Here is a 16,221-nt window from a genome sequence, read left to right as displayed (position 1 = left end):
TGACGCCGCTCCATTTCTCCTCGAACGATATGCAGACGGTGCGGCGCCGAAAATCCCTCCGAAACTTTACCGCAATCCGTCCTGATGAAATTCAGACGGCCTGCTTGAGAGCCGATTTTTCCGCACGCAATTCCTCGATCGAACGGACGTCGCGTCGCGCCGCACCGGCCCATTCGCGGGTCTTGACCCTGGATTTCGAAAGCCGCTCCTTCGCGGCCGGCACCGCATCGGCATATTGCGGCAGCCAGCAGGACTGGGCGACGACCATCTCGTCCACCATTTGCCAAACCTCTTCCGGCGTCGAAACCGCGCCGACCAGCGGGTCGTGCAGGACCGCGAGCTTCAGCAGGTCGATATCGCCGGAGATTGCCGCATGAACCGACATGCGCTGGACGTTGATCGAGGAAATGCAAGTGGCAGCGCAGGCCTCCGGCAGCGTGATGCCTGCCGCCATGTTGATACCGAAGCGGTCGACGAAGCCGGGCGACTCGACAATCGCGTCCTGCGGCAGGGTGGTGATGATGCCGTTGTTCTTGACGTTGAAGTGGCCGCGATAAACGCGGTTCGTCTCCAGCGCTTCGAGAATGTGGCTGGCATGCTCGTTGGAGCGTTTGGCGGGGTCTATCGGCCTGGCGGCGGATTCGAGAAATTGTGGGAATTCGGTTTCGAACCAGTTGCGCGTTTCGGTCGAATAACGAAGGTAGCCGCCGGTCTCGCCGTGGATCCAGTCGGACATGTCGATCCAGCGGGTGATTTCGTCCGGCCGCTTGCGATACCATGGCAGGTATTCGGAAAGATGGCCGTTGCTTTCGGTCGAATAGACGCCGAAGCGCTTCAGGACGTCGATGCGCAGCTTTTCCTGCTGCGAATAGACCGGATGCGCCTCGAAGGCGGCAACCAGCTCGTCCTTGCCGATCTTGCGGCCGTTGAGACGCAGGTCGATGAACCAGGTCTGGTGATTGATGCCGGAGCAGATGTAGTCGAGCTCGGTGCGCGACTTGGCGCCGAGCACTTCGGCGATCTGGTCGGCGCCATGCTGGACGCCGTGGCAGAGGCCGACAGTATCGACCTTGCCATATTCGATCGCCGCCCAGGTGTTCATGGCCATTGGGTTGGCGTAGTTCAGGAATTTCGCCCCAGGCTCGGCGACTTCGAGGATGTCCTTGCAGAAATCGAGGATTACCGGAATGTTGCGCTGGCCGTAGAGGATGCCGCCGGCGCAGATCGTGTCGCCGACGCATTGGTCGATGCCATACTTCAGCGGAATGCGGATGTCGTCGGCATAGGCTTCGAGACCGCCGACGCGAACGCAGCTGATGACGTAGCGGGCACCCTCGAGGGCAGCACGGCGGTCGGTCGTTGCCGTAACCTTGGTCGGCAGCCTGTTGAATTCGACGACCCTGTCGAGGATCGACTTGATCATCTGAAGGTTGCGCTCGCTGAGATCGGTCAGCGCGAATTCGACATCCCTGAATTCAGGAACGCACAAAATGTCGGTAAAGAGCTTCTTGGTGAAGCCGACGCTTCCGGCACCGATGATAGCGATCTTGAAACTCATCAGTCTCACCTCGACCTGATCGAATGCTAGGGCAAAGGCGGCGAAAAGAGGCCCGGCCCGCCTGCCGTGGCATGCAGGCTGGAATCCGGCACTTCCTCCCGTCCGCTCTTTGACCGCGGTTTCTTTTGCTTTTCTCGAGGGATTATGCGCCTAATTCAGCACGCGACCAGAGAAGGATTATGCTTTTAGGGGTAATTTTGTGCTGCGGAACTTGATCGACGCCGGGCCGGCGGGCAGGACGGTATCGCTGCCGCGCGGCCGCCAGCGCCTGCACACCATGCCGACAAGCACCGGCTATGAAGTTCGCGAGAACGAGGTCTACGACTGGGATGGGCGCAGGCGCGGCCAGACGCCGTTTACCGTGCTCCAGCACACGATCAGCGGCACCGGCCGATTGCGCTACGAGAACCGGAACTACCGCCTGCAAAAGGGCGATACGTTGCTGGTTCTCGTGCCGCACAACCACCGTTACTGGCTGGCCAGGGGCGAACGCTGGGAATTCTTCTGGATATCGATGAACGGCGAGGAGGCACTGCGCATCCACAAGTCGATCCTTGCCGCCGTCGGTCCCGTGCTACGGCTGAAGCCCTCGACGATCGATCATCTGGCCGATTGCAGCGTGCGCCTGATCACGGGCGCGGTCTCGCCCGGAGCCGCCTCGGCCGTCGCCTATGAAGCAGCCATGGCGCTCTACGACGATGTCTTCGGCTCGCATGCCGTCACCGACGACAAGAGCGCCATGCAGCCGGTCATCGATCACATCAAGGCCAACCTCGACAGGCCGCTCCGCGTTGCCGATCTCGCCGAGATCAGCGGCCTGAGCCGTGCGCATTTCTCGCGCTGCTTCGCCGAGAGCGAGGGACTTCCACCCGCCGAATTCGTACTGCAGCAGCGACTGCAGCGCGCGGCGAAGTTGCTGACGAAGGCCGATTTCCTGCCGGTCAAGGAGGTCGCCATCATGTGCGGCTTCGGGGATGCCAATTATTTTTCGAAGGTCTTCCGCCGCCTCTACGGCGTCAACCCGACGCAATTCCGCACCAACGGAATGTATGCCAGCCTGGGAACCGCCCGATAGGTTGGCATCGCTTGGCATCGGATGTGGGAACGCTTTTGCTTCCCCTTGGTTTAGGACAGGAGAGCCTGCTCGCCGCTGCCGCAACCCGCTCTTGGCGGAGATCAGGCCACAGATGTCACGGGAGTGATCGATGAACAATCCCGATCCGAACAACCCGAATCCACTGCCGGACAATCCCAATCCGGAGCCGGCCCGGCCGCCTGCCCCGCCGGAGACTCCGCCGGCAGAACCTCCAGGCGTACCCCCGCCCTCGCCGGATCCAATTCCAACGCCGGACCAGGAGCCAATCGGAATTCCTCCTGGCACGCCTTCCGAAATTCCTTCGGAACCGACCTTTCCCGGGCCGACCGCCTGAAGGGCGGTCGGTATGGAGGATGGCAAGGGGTGATTTTGGCGAAGCGCTCGAAACGGGTCTTGCCATGGAACGTTTTGCGCTGGCGCTCATTCACCCTTCCATCATGGAAACCGGCGGCGGGCCCTGCAACCAATGGAGGTTAAAATGAAAGTCGGCAACTGCATGACAAAGGACGTCGAGATCGCCAGTCCGCAGCAAACCCTGCGCGATGCGGCAGAAATGATGGGTCGCCTCGATGCCGGCGCAATGCCGGTGGGCGAGAACGACCGGCTTGTCGGCATGGTAACCGATCGCGACATCGCAATCCGCGGCGTCGCCCAAGGCAAGACACCTGACGCCAAGGTACGGGAAGTGATGAGCACCGAGGTCAGGTATTGCTTCGAAGACGAAGACGCGGAGGATGTTCTGCGCAACATGGCTGACCTGAAAGTGCGCCGGTTGCCGGTGCTAAACCGCGACAAGCGCCTGGTCGGCATCGTTTCGCTGGGCGACCTCGCCACCAACAGCGAGACGGCGACAGCAGGTGAAGCGCTAAGCGGCATCTCGCAACCCGGCGGCGAGCATTCGCAAACGATACACTGACCCCGCACGACCGGCCGGCCTTTGCTACGACCGAACCGCCGGGTGGATAGACGCCGGCCTGCCGGCGAAACTGTTCAGAGGCGAACTGGACTGCAACCCGATGAGGAGCAAGCCATGATTACTATGAAGGCCGTCCGTATCCACGATTTTGGTGGACCGGAGGTTCTTTCGCTGGACGACGTTCCCTTGCCTCAACCGCGCGACGATGAGGTCACGCTCAAGGTCTGCGCGGCAAGCGTCAATCCAGTCGACTACAAGGTTCGCGAAGGCTCGTCAGGCGCAGATCTGCCCGTCACGCTCGGCCGCGACGTATCCGGCGTGGTGGAACTGTGCGGCACGCGGGCCCATACGCTGAAGAAGGGCGATCCGCTTTATGCCATGCTCGGCAACGACCGCGGCGGCAACGCCGAATATGTCGTCGTCAAAGCGACGGAGGCGGCGGCAAAGCCGCAACGCTTAAGCCACGTCGAAGCCGCTGCCGTGCCGCTTGCGGGCCTTACCGCGTGGCAAGGCCTTTTCGACCACGGCGGCCTCAAATCCGGGCAGCGGGTCCTCATCCATGGCGGCGCCGGCGGCGTCGGTCATCTGGCGGTGCAGTTTGCAAAGGCTGCGGGTGCCTTCGTCGCGACGACCGTGTCCGCGCAAGATTTCGATTTCGTCCGCGCGCTTGGCGCTGACCAGGCGGTCGACTACAAGAACCAGCGCTTCGAGGAGGTCGTCGAAGACGTCGACCTGATCTTCGACCTGATCGCGGGCGAAACGCAGGACCGCTCCTGGGACGTGCTCAAGCCCGGTGGGACGCTCGCCTCAACCCTTTCTGAACCGTCGGCGGAAAAGGCCCGCCTGCATCGGGCCCGCGGCGTTTCCTATATGACCAAGCCGAACGCGGCGCAGCTTGCCGAGATCAGCCGCCTCATCGACGCCGGGAAGGTCAGGCCGTTCGTGCAGGCAATCTATCCTCTCGAGGAAGTCGCCAAGGCCGAGGAACGGCTTGAGAGGCAGCATACGCGCGGCAAGATCGTGCTTCAGGTAGCCGCCTGAGCAGAGAAGTTGGCTTTGTCGAGCTTTGGCACCTCGCCGAAGAACCGGCTGCAGGCAAATTTGCGGAGTGCTCGGACCCGGCCCGTTTCCTGCTGTTCAGAAGCCCGGCGGCCGAGAGTTTGACACAGGACGGCGCGCCGGGCCTGGCCGGCTTAGGCAGGCGCCGGCCGCAACAGCATGCGCCGGGTTTGCCGGATTACGCAAATCAAACAAATCAAGGAGATGCAACGGAGTGTGAGGTCCGTCGCGACGCCGTCGCACGGGCCGTCCGTCGCGGATCCCGAAGCGAAGGGCACAATTTTTGCCGACAGGTGGGCTCGGTTTGTACCGGCCCGTGAGCCGCAAAAAACCGCTTCAAACTGTCGGACGCCGGCGATAGGTTCGGACCATGTCTAAATCCGCCAATCCGATCTCCATTGCCCGTCGCGATCAGATGTTTCCAGCGCTGACTGAGGCGGACCTGGACCGCATGGGCCGTTTCGGCGAAGCCGTGTCCTATGCCACAGGCGAACAGATCGTCAAAGCCGGCGAGCTGGCGCCCGGTCTGATCGTGGTCCTGTCCGGCAAGGTGGATATCATCCAGGGCGGCAGCTTCGGCCGGCGCGAAACAATCGTCACGCACGGTGCAGGCAATTTCGTCGGCGAGTTGGCGCAGCTTTCAGCCCGACCCTCACTGGTGGATGTGGAGGCGGTCGAGCCGGTCGACGCGCTCGTCATCCCCTCGCAAAGGCTGCGGGACCTGATGGTGCAGGAAGCAAACCTCGGCGAGCGCATCATGCGGGCGCTGATCCTGCGTCGTGTCGGCCTGCTCGAGAGCGGCACAGCCGGACCGATCATTGTCGGACCGGTCGACAGCGGCGACGTGTTGCGGCTGCAAGGTTTTCTGGCCCGCAGCGGTCAGCCGCATCGGGTTCTCGATTCGGCTACCGATTCTTGCGCCAAGACGCTGATCGAACGCTTCCATGTCGATATCCACCATTTGCCGATCGTGCTCTGTCCGAACGGCAAGCTGCTGCTCAATCCCGGAGAGAACGAGCTTGCCCGCTGCATCGGCCTGGTGAGGCCGATCGACGCCGGCAAGCTGTACGACGTGGCCATTGTCGGCGCCGGACCGGCCGGCCTCGCGGCGGCCGTCTACGCGGCTTCCGAAGGGTTGTCGACGATCGTGCTCGATTGCCGTGCCTTTGGTGGACAGGCGGGCGCCTCCTCGCGCATCGAGAACTATCTCGGTTTCCCGACCGGCATTTCGGGGATGGCGCTGATGGCGCGCGCCTACAATCAGGCGCAGAAATTCGGCGTCGAGATGGTGATACCGGACGAGGCGAAGCTGCTGGGCAGTGCAAGCGACACGTCCGGCGCCCATTACACGCTCGCCGTCGGCGACCGGGAGACCGTGCGGGCGCGGTCGGTGGTGATAGCCAGCGGAGCGCGCTATCGCCGCCTCGATATGGCTAACCTTGCGCAATTCGAGGGTACCTCCGTGCATTATTGGGCTTCGCCGATCGAAGCGCGGCTTTGCGCCGGGCAAGAGGTAGCCCTGGTCGGCGCCGGCAATTCGGCTGGTCAGGCTGCTGTCTATCTGTCGGCGCATGTGAAGAAGGTATGGCTGCTGGCGCGCGGCAGCAGCCTCGATGCGAGCATGTCGCGTTATCTGGTGCAGCGCGTCAGGGCACAGCCGAACATCGAAGTGCTGGCTGAGACGCAGATCACGGCGCTGGAAGGCGACGACGCCAATCTTGGCAAAGTGCGCTGGCGCAACCGCGACACCGAGACAGCACGTCCGATCCGCCACCTCTTCCTGTTCATCGGCGCCGACCCGAACACCGACTGGCTGGCGCAATGCGGCGTGGCGTTGGACGCGAAGGGCTTCGTTCGCACCGGGCCTGACATTGGCCAGGAACGTGGTGCACTGGAGACGAACCGCGGCGGCGTGTTCGCCATCGGCGACGTGCGCTCCGGCTCGATCAAGCGCGTCGCCGCTGCCGTCGGCGAAGGCGCCCAAGTGGTTGCGGCGCTGCATGCATATCTGGCGCGAAACGGCAGTCTCGCCGTGGCGCCACAACTGGTCAGGAGCGTATGATGGCAGACGAATGCAGGCACGCCGGGGACATTCGCGACGTGACACCGAGCGCGCTCGGCTGCGAGGAATGCCTGAAGAGCGGTTCGCAGTGGGTGCATCTGCGGCTCTGCCGCACATGCGGCCATGTCGGCTGCTGCGACGACTCGCCCAACCGTCATGCCACCAAGCATTTTCGGGCAACCGGCCATCCTGTCATCGAAGGCTACGATCCGCCGGAAGGTTGGGGATGGTGCTACATCGACGAAATCTTCCTCGACCTCGGCGACCGCACCACGCCGCAAAACGGACCCATACCGCGCTTCATTTGAGCTTTTTGCGAGCGGGCCGCTACAGCAATTCCAGGAAAAGTGTGAACGGTTTTCGTCCGGAATTGCATCAAAACAAAAGATAGAGCTGTTCGGCGTTTCCGTGAAACGATGAACCGTTCTGATGCATGTCGCGCAAAAGTGTGCAGCGGTTTAGCGATAACGACATGGATAAAAACGAGAATCTAAAGCGCGTCGCATGAGGCCGATCGAACGCGACGCGCTTTAGTCCAAGGCTGCTTCGGCTTGAGCGGGCGTATCGCGTCCCTCTGGTGGTGCCGATGAACGCTCGCGCATATGCCTGACGGTCTGAAGGACACGATCGGCAAGAGATGCAAGCGCACCCTGTGCCGTGCGCGTCCCGATGACGGATTCCAGCGTAACCGCCTGCGTTGAGAATTTGTGTTTGAACGACTCTGCGCCACAGAGGAAATCGACAATGCTCAAGCCGTGATCGATCGACCACTGTACGTAATCCATCAACAGGATCACACCCGGCGACGCCCGGCCGAAATCCGGATCGAACGTCGTCACGAAGGCCATCATCACATCGTGCTGGACGAAGTTGATCGACACCGCGACCATCACGCCATTGCATTCGAGGACGAAGATATGCAGCACGCCGGCGCGCGCCAGCGCATCGACGAGCGCGGCGAGTACTGGCACGCCCTCTTCGAAGAGGTCTGACTCACGCATGCGCTCGGTCAGCCATTTCCGTTTCAAGGCCGCGAGGCGCTCCAGTACCGGTTGCAGCGGCTCGTCGGGCGCAAGCAGGCGAAATCTCACCTCTCCGGTTTCTTGCAGCGCTTTGATGCCGCGCCGATAGTTCTGGCGCGTCTTTTTCGACTGATCCGCCAACCATGCCGCTCCGCTTTCCCATTGTCCGGCAACGCGATAGCTGACTTCCGTTCGGTGAAAGGGACGAAGCCTGATGCCGCTGGAAGCTCCCGGCGTGAAAATTTTGCGGGCCGCCGCATCCGGCGAGAGACGATTGATCAAGGCAAGATCGAAGCCACCGGCATCGCAGAGTTGGGTCCATAGCTCCTGCAGCGCCGACAACGAGCATTCCGGGGCAACGAGAATATCCCCATAGTCGGTATAGCTGCCGGCCGCCCATTCGAGAAACCGTAGCCCCCTGCGCCTGCCGATCGCCAGCGGAACCACGGCAACGAGTTTCTCGCCCTTCCAGACCAGGCCGATCCGCAACGCGCGCTGGTCACGTCGTTGTACGGTGCTCCACCATGCCGAAATCCAGGCATGGCTTTGAAAGATCAGCCCGTCGGTGCGATGCCAAAGCTCCATCCAAGCGGCTTCGACCGCAGCCAGGCGATCCGCCGAACGGACGATTTCCAGGCGCTCCGCGCCTAGGACGTCGATGGAAACGGCGGTGTTCATGAAGGAGAACTGTCCTGTGGCTGCGCGACCACATTGGGCCGCCTGTGAAACAGTCGCATGACATGCCTTGCCATCTTCTTGAGCGGCAGGATGTAGAGCCCAAAGAGCGACTGGTAATCGCGCACATCGCGATCGATCAGGCCAAATTTCAGGTCTTCATCCGGCTCCGGGACAAATTGCGTTCCGAACAGACGATCCCAGAACGAAAAAAGCAGGCCGAAATTCTTATCGTAGTGACGAGGGTCGATGCTGTGATGCACCTGGTGCCAGTGCGGACACAGGATGATGTTGTTCAACGGGCCGAACGAGATCTTGAGATGCGTATGGCGAACAAAGTCCATCATCAGGATGTTGCGGATGACGTAGACGTTGATGCCGAAGATAGCGACCTCTACCGGATCGAGTGCGATCAGGCTCCAGATACCGAAGCAGATGCCCGGGATGACGCCATCCCACATACGGTTCATCAGATCGTCCAGCGGATGAACCCGGTCCTTGGTGATCCCCACCATCACCTCGGCCGAATGATGCACCTTGTGCAATTCCCACAGGAACGGGAAGCGGTGCTGGGCGACGTGGTACAGGTAGTATGAAATGTCATAGGCGACCAGCATGGTTGCGGTGAAGATGACAATCGTCACCGGTCCCGCCGGGCCGGCGAGAAGCGGCGCGTGGATGTTAAAGAGCCAGCCGATTGCCTCGCGTGTGCCATAGCCCACCACGACGACGAAGGTGACGCCGGCAGGAATGAGCAGGAAAGGCATCATCGCCCGTTTCGTAATCCAGAACAGGGCGTCGGCTCGCGCCGACGGGTGCAGGATGACTTCCGGCGGGAAGGCGAAGTCGAAAAAGTCCCTGAGGGATTTATGTTCGACAGTTCGCCAGTAGGCGATCACCGCGCTGCCCAGTGCGGTGAGGAGAAGCAGGCCGAGCGTGGTCAGATTGACGTTCGAAAGCTTTTCCACAATCGCTCTGGCAAATTCGGAAAACATCGTTGCAGCGGCTCCTGGTCGTAAGAAGGCAGTCTGGGGTCGTAAGAAGGCGATCTGGCGAATAGCAAAGCACAAAATTCCCGCCAAACTCGCTACGCCGCCTGCAACCAGTGGCTGTTGCGGGCACGGCGGGCAAAGCAGGCTGGATGGTGCGAGACTAGCAGATCAACGGTAACGAAACCGCTAAATGTCCAAACGTAATTAATGTCGAATACGGCTGGAACTCGCCCGGCAACTCTACGTTGGCGCCGGTTTTTTCCGTTGCGGCGGGTGAATTGGGGCAAGATGGATATCGATCCCGGCTTCGCCCACTTCGCCGTGCCAAGCGAGCCGTTCGGCTTGCTGCCTGGTGCCAAAACGCAGTGAAACCCAACCGCCTTGCCCCGGCATGTCACCGCCGGCGCCGATGTCGAGCGCAGCATCGGGAAAGCGGATGGCCAACAGCGCCTCGTCGCCGCGCAACACCGTGACCGTATCTTCGTGCCGGTCGGCATGGAGGCCGGCGGCCAGTTGGAAGACGATCTCGGACTGGCGCGTGCCGACGAGCAGTTGGTCGGTGATGAGGATGCCATCGGCCTGGCGCGCCAAAGTGCGCTGATGCACGACGCCGAAGCGGCTTCTATAGCCGTCATGCCGGGCGCTCAGCCTCCAGTGCGTTCCCGGCTCGCTCTCCACCAGCGCTGCGACTGCCTTGTGCGACCAGTTGAAATTCCCAGCGATGGTGCTTTGGCTTTTACCCTCGATGTTCAGCGTGTTGTGCGCCGGTGTGGAGCGGAACCAGTCGCGCCACGCGCCTCCCGAACCGTAGAGCCAGGTGCCGGGATCGACCAGCACCGGCTCACCGTCGATGCACAGGGTAAGCGACAGCGCGTCGGCATGGCCGTGCGCTGCTATCGAGAGATAGCCAAGCGGTCCATGATCGAACGTCAGTTCGACATTGCGGCCATTCATTGCTCCGCGCCAGACTGAGAGCCCGCCTTGCGCGAATGTCTGCAAGCCATGCACCGCGGGCGCCGGGCCCGACGGCGCACCAAAGAAAAGCGAACGAAAATCGTCCGGCTCCGGCGTGTTGCCCGGCGTCCCCAGTAAGCCGTGGATGGCGGCCGCGACGGATCGGATATAGTTCGGCTCGTCGCCCAGCTTCAGCACATGGCCCTCATCGTCGTCGCCGAAGCGGGCGGCTTTCTGTGGCAGCCAGCCGACGAAATTGGCGAAGGCGCCCAGACGCGCTTCGACAGCCGAGGGAAACGGCGTTCCCGCCTGGCGTGCCGCGGCGGCGCACAGCAAGATGAGTTCGGCGCTGAAGGCTGCATAGGTCGGCGTTTGCTCGGCACCGGCGCCGTCGGCAAGAATCTGCTTGTGCGTCTCATTCAGGAGGGCGCTGCGGGCAATTTCGGTTTCGGCTCCGAGCGCCAGGCCGACCAGATATTCGCCAGCCAATTCCGCGACGAGATGGTTGTTGGCGGAGGAATATCGGGATGGAAATCGCGGCAGCCAATAGGCGCTTGCCGCGAGTATTTCTCCGGCTTTCCGCAGTGTCGCCGGGTCAAGCCGGTCGCGGACGAGGTCCAGGGTGACGATCAGGCTGATGGCTCGCAGTGCTACTTCGATGCCGGAAGCCCAGCCAATGCCTCGGAACGGCGGATTGGCGGAATGCCAACTGCCGATCGCCAACTCGATGGCACTCCGGGACCGATTATCCTCGCTGAGGAGCAGGTGGGCAGCCAGTGCTGGCAATTGCTGCAGCCGGTTGATCTCCCAGACATATTTTATATCACCAAGGTCGCCGCCATGGCGAAAATCGATGTCGAAAGTATGAGCCTCGGGGCCAGGCCAAAGCCTGCCGGTCACCGGATCAAGACGCCAAAGCTCAGCAGGAAACAAAAGATCGGGCTCGCGCTTTGGCCATGTCCGCCCGAGTGCCGAAAAACGGCCCTGAAGCATCTCTTGCGCGGCCGCCGCTAGGGCTTGCCGTTGAGCGTCGGTCGCTGCCAGCGCAGCATGACGAAATCCGGGCAGCACCGGGTGCAACTGCGGCGATGGATAGCGCTCCCACCCATCATCGCGGCGGCGCGACGCGATCCTTCGACGTTGCTCCACCAGCCGGTGCAACACCTCGGCCGGTCCCATGCTGCGCAATCGGTTGATGTACCAGCCGATTCTCATGCACGCCCCGTCAACGTTTCGGTCCTTGTATACCATGCCGTCGAAAAGCTGCGGGCCGGCAATCTTCTTTCCCGTTCGTTGCGGTTAATATCTCCCGCGAGCATGCGGAGGGAGCGATGGGAAAAGCAGTGTATGTTGTTGCCTGGGTGCTCGCCTTGCTTGTGGCGGCCGACGCAGCGCCCATCCCTCTCAAGCGCGGCGTTGGCGTGCATCAGTGGCTCAACTGGTCGCCGGTGGAGAAAGACGGAACCTACGTTTGGCCGCCCTATCGCAGCGAAAAGGAGTGGCTTGCGGAAAGCAGGCCGCTCACCGACTGGCCGTCCGGGGAGGTGTTTGCCCACATCCGATCGATGGGCTTCGACTTCGTCCGGCTGAGCGTCGATCCCGGCCCGCTGCTTGCCAGCGAGGGCGCCAAGCGGCAGCAGGCGCTGGACATACTTGCCGCCGCCGTCGAGCGGATCACGTCGACCGGCCTCAAGGTGGTTTTCGACCTGCATGGCGTCACTCAGGTTCCCGACTACAGCATGGAGATGATCTATGGCGGCGCCGACAGCGAGGGCGTTGCCCGCTATCGTCAAATGGTTGTGGCGGTCGCCGCCATGCTGGTCAAGATAGGCACCGACAGAGTCGCCCTCGAACCTTACAACGAACCCGCATACTACCCATGCGATGCGAGCGGCAGCGATGACTGGCAGCGGATCATGGCAGGGACCGTCCACGACATTCGAGCGGTCAGCAGCGAACTTACCATCGTTGCAACCGGCGCCTGCGGCGGCAGCATTGCCGGATTGGTCAACCTCAGCCCCGGCTTTGATGACCCAAACCTCTATTACAGCTTCCATATGTATGAGCCGCACAGCTTCACCCACCAGCGGCCCGATGACACAATCAGCTTTGCTTCGGGACTTCCCTGGCCGGCCGACAGCAGTACACCCGAAGTGGTGACCGAAACCCTTAGAGCGCGGATGGAAGCTGCCGGCTTGAGCAGGGTCGAGCAGATGATGAACATGGCCACCGCGCGCCAAGCAATCGCGAAATATTTCGAGCAGAACTGGGGCCAGAGCCAACTGGAGGCGAGCTTTCGCCAGGCTGTCGACTGGGCTGAAGGCCATGGCATTCCCAGCCGGCGGCTCTTCATGGGCGAATTCGGCGCTATCCTCATGTCAGCGGACGGCCGCATGGGCGCCTTTGAGGCCGACCGTTCGCGCTATCTCAAGGCAGTGCGCCGAGAGGCCGAACGCTTTGCGATCCCATGGTCTGTCTGGGAGTTCTCCAATCCCTATGGGATGAGCCTCATCCGGCCCGATGGCCCCCCGGTACCCGACCCGGAGATGCTGCAGGCATTGGGCCTGCCATAGTTGCCGTCACTCCCCCTCACCAGCGAACAACCGGTGGCAACCCCTGGCCGCCAGGCTTGATCGAGGAACGGCCCGTAGCAGCCTTTCTCCCGGTTGGGTTGTATTGGCACGAAGTGTTTAACACATTTGTTGTACTGAAGTGAGGAATGCGCGCGCCTAGGGGGGACAATGTGTGGAATTGCCGGATGGATCGGTCGAAGGGCCGAAAATCCACAAGAGCGGGCCGCCAGAATGTCAAATGCATTGCGGCATCGCGGTCCCGATGCCGAAGGCACCGAGATATTGGACCTGAATACTGGCGAGGAACAATTGGCATTGGTCCATCGCCGCCTGGCGATCATTGACTTGGCGCCCGAGTCGAATCAGCCGATGCAGATTGAGGACGGCCGTCTCAAAATAATTTTCAACGGTGAGATATATAACTACATCGAGCTGCGCCAGGAACTGATCGGCCTTGGCCATCATTTTCGAACGCGCTCCGACACCGAGGTGCTGCTCCGAGCCTACGATCAGTGGCACTTGTCCATGTTCGACCGGCTGAGCGGCATGTTCGCCTTTGCCCTCTGGGATGCTCAGAGGCAGGAATTGATCCTCGGCCGGGATCCCTTCGGGGAAAAGCCGCTTTACCTCATGCAAAGCGAAAAATTGCTGCTGTTTGCCTCGGAGATCAACGCATTATTGTCGTCGCAGCAAGATGCGCAGCAACTCGATCTGGATGCCGTGCACGAGTATCTGAACTGGCGTTATGTGCCGGGACCACGCACGCTTTTTAAACAGATCCGCAAGCTCAATCCCGGCAGCTATGCTGTCTGGTCGCAAGGGGTAGTCAAGGAAACGCGCTACTATACGCCTCCGGACCAGGCGACCCTGACCGAGCGGATCGACGGAAAAGCCGCCAAGCGGCGATTTCTGGAACTGCTCGACCATTCCGTCGAGATCAGGATGCGCAGCGATGCACCTTTTGGGGCCTTTCTCTCCGGAGGACTCGACTCCTCGGCTATCGTCGCGCTGATGGCCAGGCATAGCGCCACGCCCATTCGCACGTTTTCTGTCGGGTTCGACGACGCAGCCTATAGCGAACTTGCATTCGCCCGGCGCGTTGCCGATCATTTCAGGACCGATCATTGCGAACTTGTCATCCAGCCAGGCGATCTGATGGATCACCTGCCAGCGATGGTTCGCCAACGCGGGGCACCTGTTTCGCAAAGCAGCGATATTCCAATTTACCTGATGTCGGAGCGAGCCTCCCAGGACGTCAAGATGGTGCTCACCGGAGAAGGAGCCGACGAGATTCTCGGCGGCTACCCCAAGCATCGCGCGGAATCACTGGCCGGTATCTACCAGTCGCTTGTTCCAGCCTCGCTGCACGATAACGTCCTTTCCCCTTTGGTACGCGCCATGCCGGGCGCGTCGGCCAAGGTCGATACGTTTGCCCGCACCGCGGGCGAAAGGGACTTTGCCGCTCGGATGGTCTCCTGGTTTGGAGCCGTTTCGGCGCGGCAGCGCGCTTGCCTGATCGGTGAGTCCGTAAATCGCCGTTATGAGCGCAACGACTTTCCGTTCTCGTCAAGCGCTGCGGCCTCCCATCTTCGCCGCGTGCTGTTTTTCGATCAGACATCGTGGCTGCCCGACAATCTCCTGGAACGAGGCGACCACATGATGATGGCCGGTTCAATCGAAGGAAGAATGCCGTTCCTCGATCGCGATCTGGTTTCGTTCGTCAGCAAATTGCCCGATCGCTACAGGCTGGGTTGGTTGCACAGCAAGCAGATCCTGCGCGACATCATGGCCAATATCCTTCCCGAGGAAATTCTCAGCCGCCGCAAGGTCGGGTTCAAGGTACCGGTCGCCGAATGGTTTCGCGGATCGATGAGGAACTACGTGCATGACCATCTTTGCTCGCCTCACTCCGTTATTCGCAGCTATCTGAGTCCGAAACAGCTCGATCAAATCGTCTCGGAACACACCACGCGTGCCGCCGACCACGAAAAACTGATATGGGCGCTGTTGAATTTGGAGATATTCCACCGCGAATTCAGGCTCGAAGCGCCGCCGCGATCGTCGGCCTCAGCGCTTGACCGGTTGACGGCTTGACGCGGCCGACCGCCAGACATCGCAGATTGCGCCGACAAATGGGGCGAGCTCAAGCCGTTCCCGATGCACGGCCATGGCACCGGCACCAAGCCTTGCCCTTAGTGCTGGGTTCTCCACGAGGCGGCTCAACGCGTCGGTCAACGCTGTAATATCGCCTGGCGGCACCAGCAGCCCGGATTGCCCGTCGGTGATTATGTCTTCGACCGCGCCAACCGGGGTCGCCACCACCGCCAAACCGGCTGCCATGCCTTCGATAACCGACATCGGCAGATTTTCGGCGAACGAGGGAAGAACCAGAATATCGGCCGAAGAGATCAGCGATGCGACATCGTCAGGTCCCACCCAGCCCGGAAAGGCGATCCGGTCTGCAATCCCCAGCGCGGCTGACTTTGTCCGTGCCGCCTCGACTTCGCCATCGCCGGCAATCGTCGCGCGCCAATTCTTGACAGGGCTCATGCGGTGCAGCGCCTCCAGCAATTGCGGTACGCCCTTGCGGTCGCCGATGCGACCGAGGAACAGGATATGCACATGGTCGCCGCCGCCGACATGCGCCAGCAACGGGACTTCGGTCGCATTGGGCACGATCACGATATTGCCGGCAGCGCCCGGCGCCCGGTCGGCGACGAAATCGCGCCAAAGCCTGCCCAAAACGATCACCCGATCGGCATGCTCGAACAGAGCTTTGATACGGCGGCTTATGAAACCACGGTCGGCTTTCCAGAATGTCTGATACTGCGCCCCGTGCAAATGCAGGACATAGGGTATCGACAGCAGCCGTGCGCAGGCGGCGATCACCATCTTGCGGTAGGTGCTACCGGAAACTGAGATGTTGATATGAATGACATCGGCGCGTCCAGCCAGACGCGCTTTAAGCATCCGTAAGCAAAAGCCGAGCATATAGAAGACCGAAAGTCCGACATGGCCCGGGCCACGGCTGGCAAGGAAGCACACATCGATGTCCGCAATTTCTTGCCGTTCGAACTCTTGTTTCAGCGCCCCCATGATGCGGTCGATGCCGCCCTGCCCCGAAACGCCCGACGGCGTCGCGACCAGGACATGTATTTTTCGATCGGATATGAGGCGCTGCAACATGATGGTACTCTAAATAACACAGACCGGGTAACTGCAAAGCAAACGTTCCCGATAAGGTTTACGGCAAATCTTTTAGTTCAAACTGAATCTGTTCACCCTTCGCCGTCATCGCGCTGGATTTTCCGCCA

Annotated in this window: 12 protein-coding genes; 7 read left to right on the top strand and 5 right to left on the bottom strand. The window is 61.3% G+C overall.

Annotated elements, in window-relative coordinates; translation table 11 throughout:
• Positions 1–91 precede the first annotated feature (91 nt).
• Positions 92–1,558: an alpha-glucosidase/alpha-galactosidase gene (locus NKH13_RS19495; protein ID WP_352913800.1), complete on the bottom strand. Its 1,467-nt coding sequence runs from the start codon at positions 1,556–1,558 to the stop codon at positions 92–94.
• A 277-nt stretch (positions 1,559–1,835) separates the two neighbouring features.
• Between NKH13_RS19495 and NKH13_RS19490 the strand changes: the two genes are divergently transcribed.
• The 5 genes from NKH13_RS19490 (at position 1,836) to NKH13_RS19470 (ending at position 6,999) form a co-directional block, all read left to right on the top strand.
• Positions 1,836–2,633, top strand: a complete 798-nt coding sequence (locus NKH13_RS19490; protein WP_352913972.1) for an AraC family transcriptional regulator — start codon at positions 1,836–1,838, stop codon at positions 2,631–2,633.
• A gap of 499 nt (positions 2,634–3,132) precedes the next feature.
• A complete protein-coding gene (locus NKH13_RS19485; protein ID WP_352472517.1) occupies positions 3,133–3,570 on the top strand; it encodes a CBS domain-containing protein in 438 nt (145 codons plus the stop codon).
• 114 nt (positions 3,571–3,684) lie between these two features.
• A complete protein-coding gene (locus tag NKH13_RS19480; protein ID WP_352913799.1) occupies positions 3,685–4,611 on the top strand; it encodes an NADP-dependent oxidoreductase in 927 nt (308 codons plus the stop codon).
• A 388-nt stretch (positions 4,612–4,999) separates the two neighbouring features.
• Positions 5,000–6,691 (top strand): FAD-dependent oxidoreductase, encoded by a 1,692-nt coding sequence (locus tag NKH13_RS19475; protein WP_352913798.1) that lies wholly within the window; start codon positions 5,000–5,002, stop codon positions 6,689–6,691.
• On the top strand, positions 6,688–6,999 hold the full coding sequence (locus tag NKH13_RS19470) for a UBP-type zinc finger domain-containing protein (RefSeq protein WP_036238601.1): 312 nt from the start codon (positions 6,688–6,690) through the stop codon (positions 6,997–6,999). Before NKH13_RS19475 ends, NKH13_RS19470 begins: the two co-directional genes overlap by 4 nt.
• Positions 7,000–7,221: 222 nt before the next feature.
• On the opposite strand, the gene NKH13_RS19465 is transcribed toward NKH13_RS19470, so the two are convergent.
• The 3 genes from NKH13_RS19465 to NKH13_RS19455 all read right to left on the bottom strand — a co-directional run bounded on the left by NKH13_RS19465 (position 7,222) and on the right by NKH13_RS19455 (position 11,549).
• Positions 7,222–8,160 (bottom strand): GNAT family N-acetyltransferase, encoded by a 939-nt coding sequence (locus tag NKH13_RS19465; RefSeq protein WP_352913795.1) that lies wholly within the window; start codon positions 8,158–8,160, stop codon positions 7,222–7,224.
• Between the two features lie 227 nt (positions 8,161–8,387).
• Positions 8,388–9,383, bottom strand: a complete 996-nt coding sequence (locus NKH13_RS19460) for a sterol desaturase family protein (protein WP_352913792.1) — start codon at positions 9,381–9,383, stop codon at positions 8,388–8,390.
• 237 nt (positions 9,384–9,620) lie between these two features.
• A complete protein-coding gene (locus tag NKH13_RS19455; protein ID WP_352913790.1) occupies positions 9,621–11,549 on the bottom strand; it encodes a heparinase II/III family protein in 1,929 nt (642 codons plus the stop codon).
• A gap of 116 nt (positions 11,550–11,665) precedes the next feature.
• Here NKH13_RS19455 and NKH13_RS19450 point away from each other — a divergent pair, with 116 nt between their 5' ends.
• Both NKH13_RS19450 and asnB read left to right on the top strand, forming a co-directional pair.
• Positions 11,666–12,907, top strand: coding sequence for a glycoside hydrolase family 5 protein (locus tag NKH13_RS19450; protein WP_352913787.1), 1,242 nt, complete (start codon positions 11,666–11,668; stop codon positions 12,905–12,907).
• Positions 12,908–13,075: 168 nt separating this feature from the next.
• Entirely contained in the window at positions 13,076–15,001 is a 1,926-nt protein-coding gene (gene asnB, locus NKH13_RS19445; protein WP_352913786.1) for an asparagine synthase (glutamine-hydrolyzing), read from the top strand.
• On the opposite strand, the gene NKH13_RS19440 is transcribed toward asnB, so the two are convergent.
• On the bottom strand, positions 14,975–16,093 hold the full coding sequence (locus NKH13_RS19440) for a glycosyltransferase family 4 protein (protein WP_352913784.1): 1,119 nt from the start codon (positions 16,091–16,093) through the stop codon (positions 14,975–14,977). The genes asnB and NKH13_RS19440 overlap by 27 nt on opposite strands.
• Positions 16,094–16,221 lie beyond the last annotated feature (128 nt).

The sequence above is a fragment of the Mesorhizobium sp. M1348 genome (assembly GCF_040317925.1).
Classification (GTDB): Bacteria; Pseudomonadota; Alphaproteobacteria; order Rhizobiales; family Rhizobiaceae; genus Mesorhizobium.
This window is presented reverse-complemented; position numbering and strand designations above follow the sequence as displayed.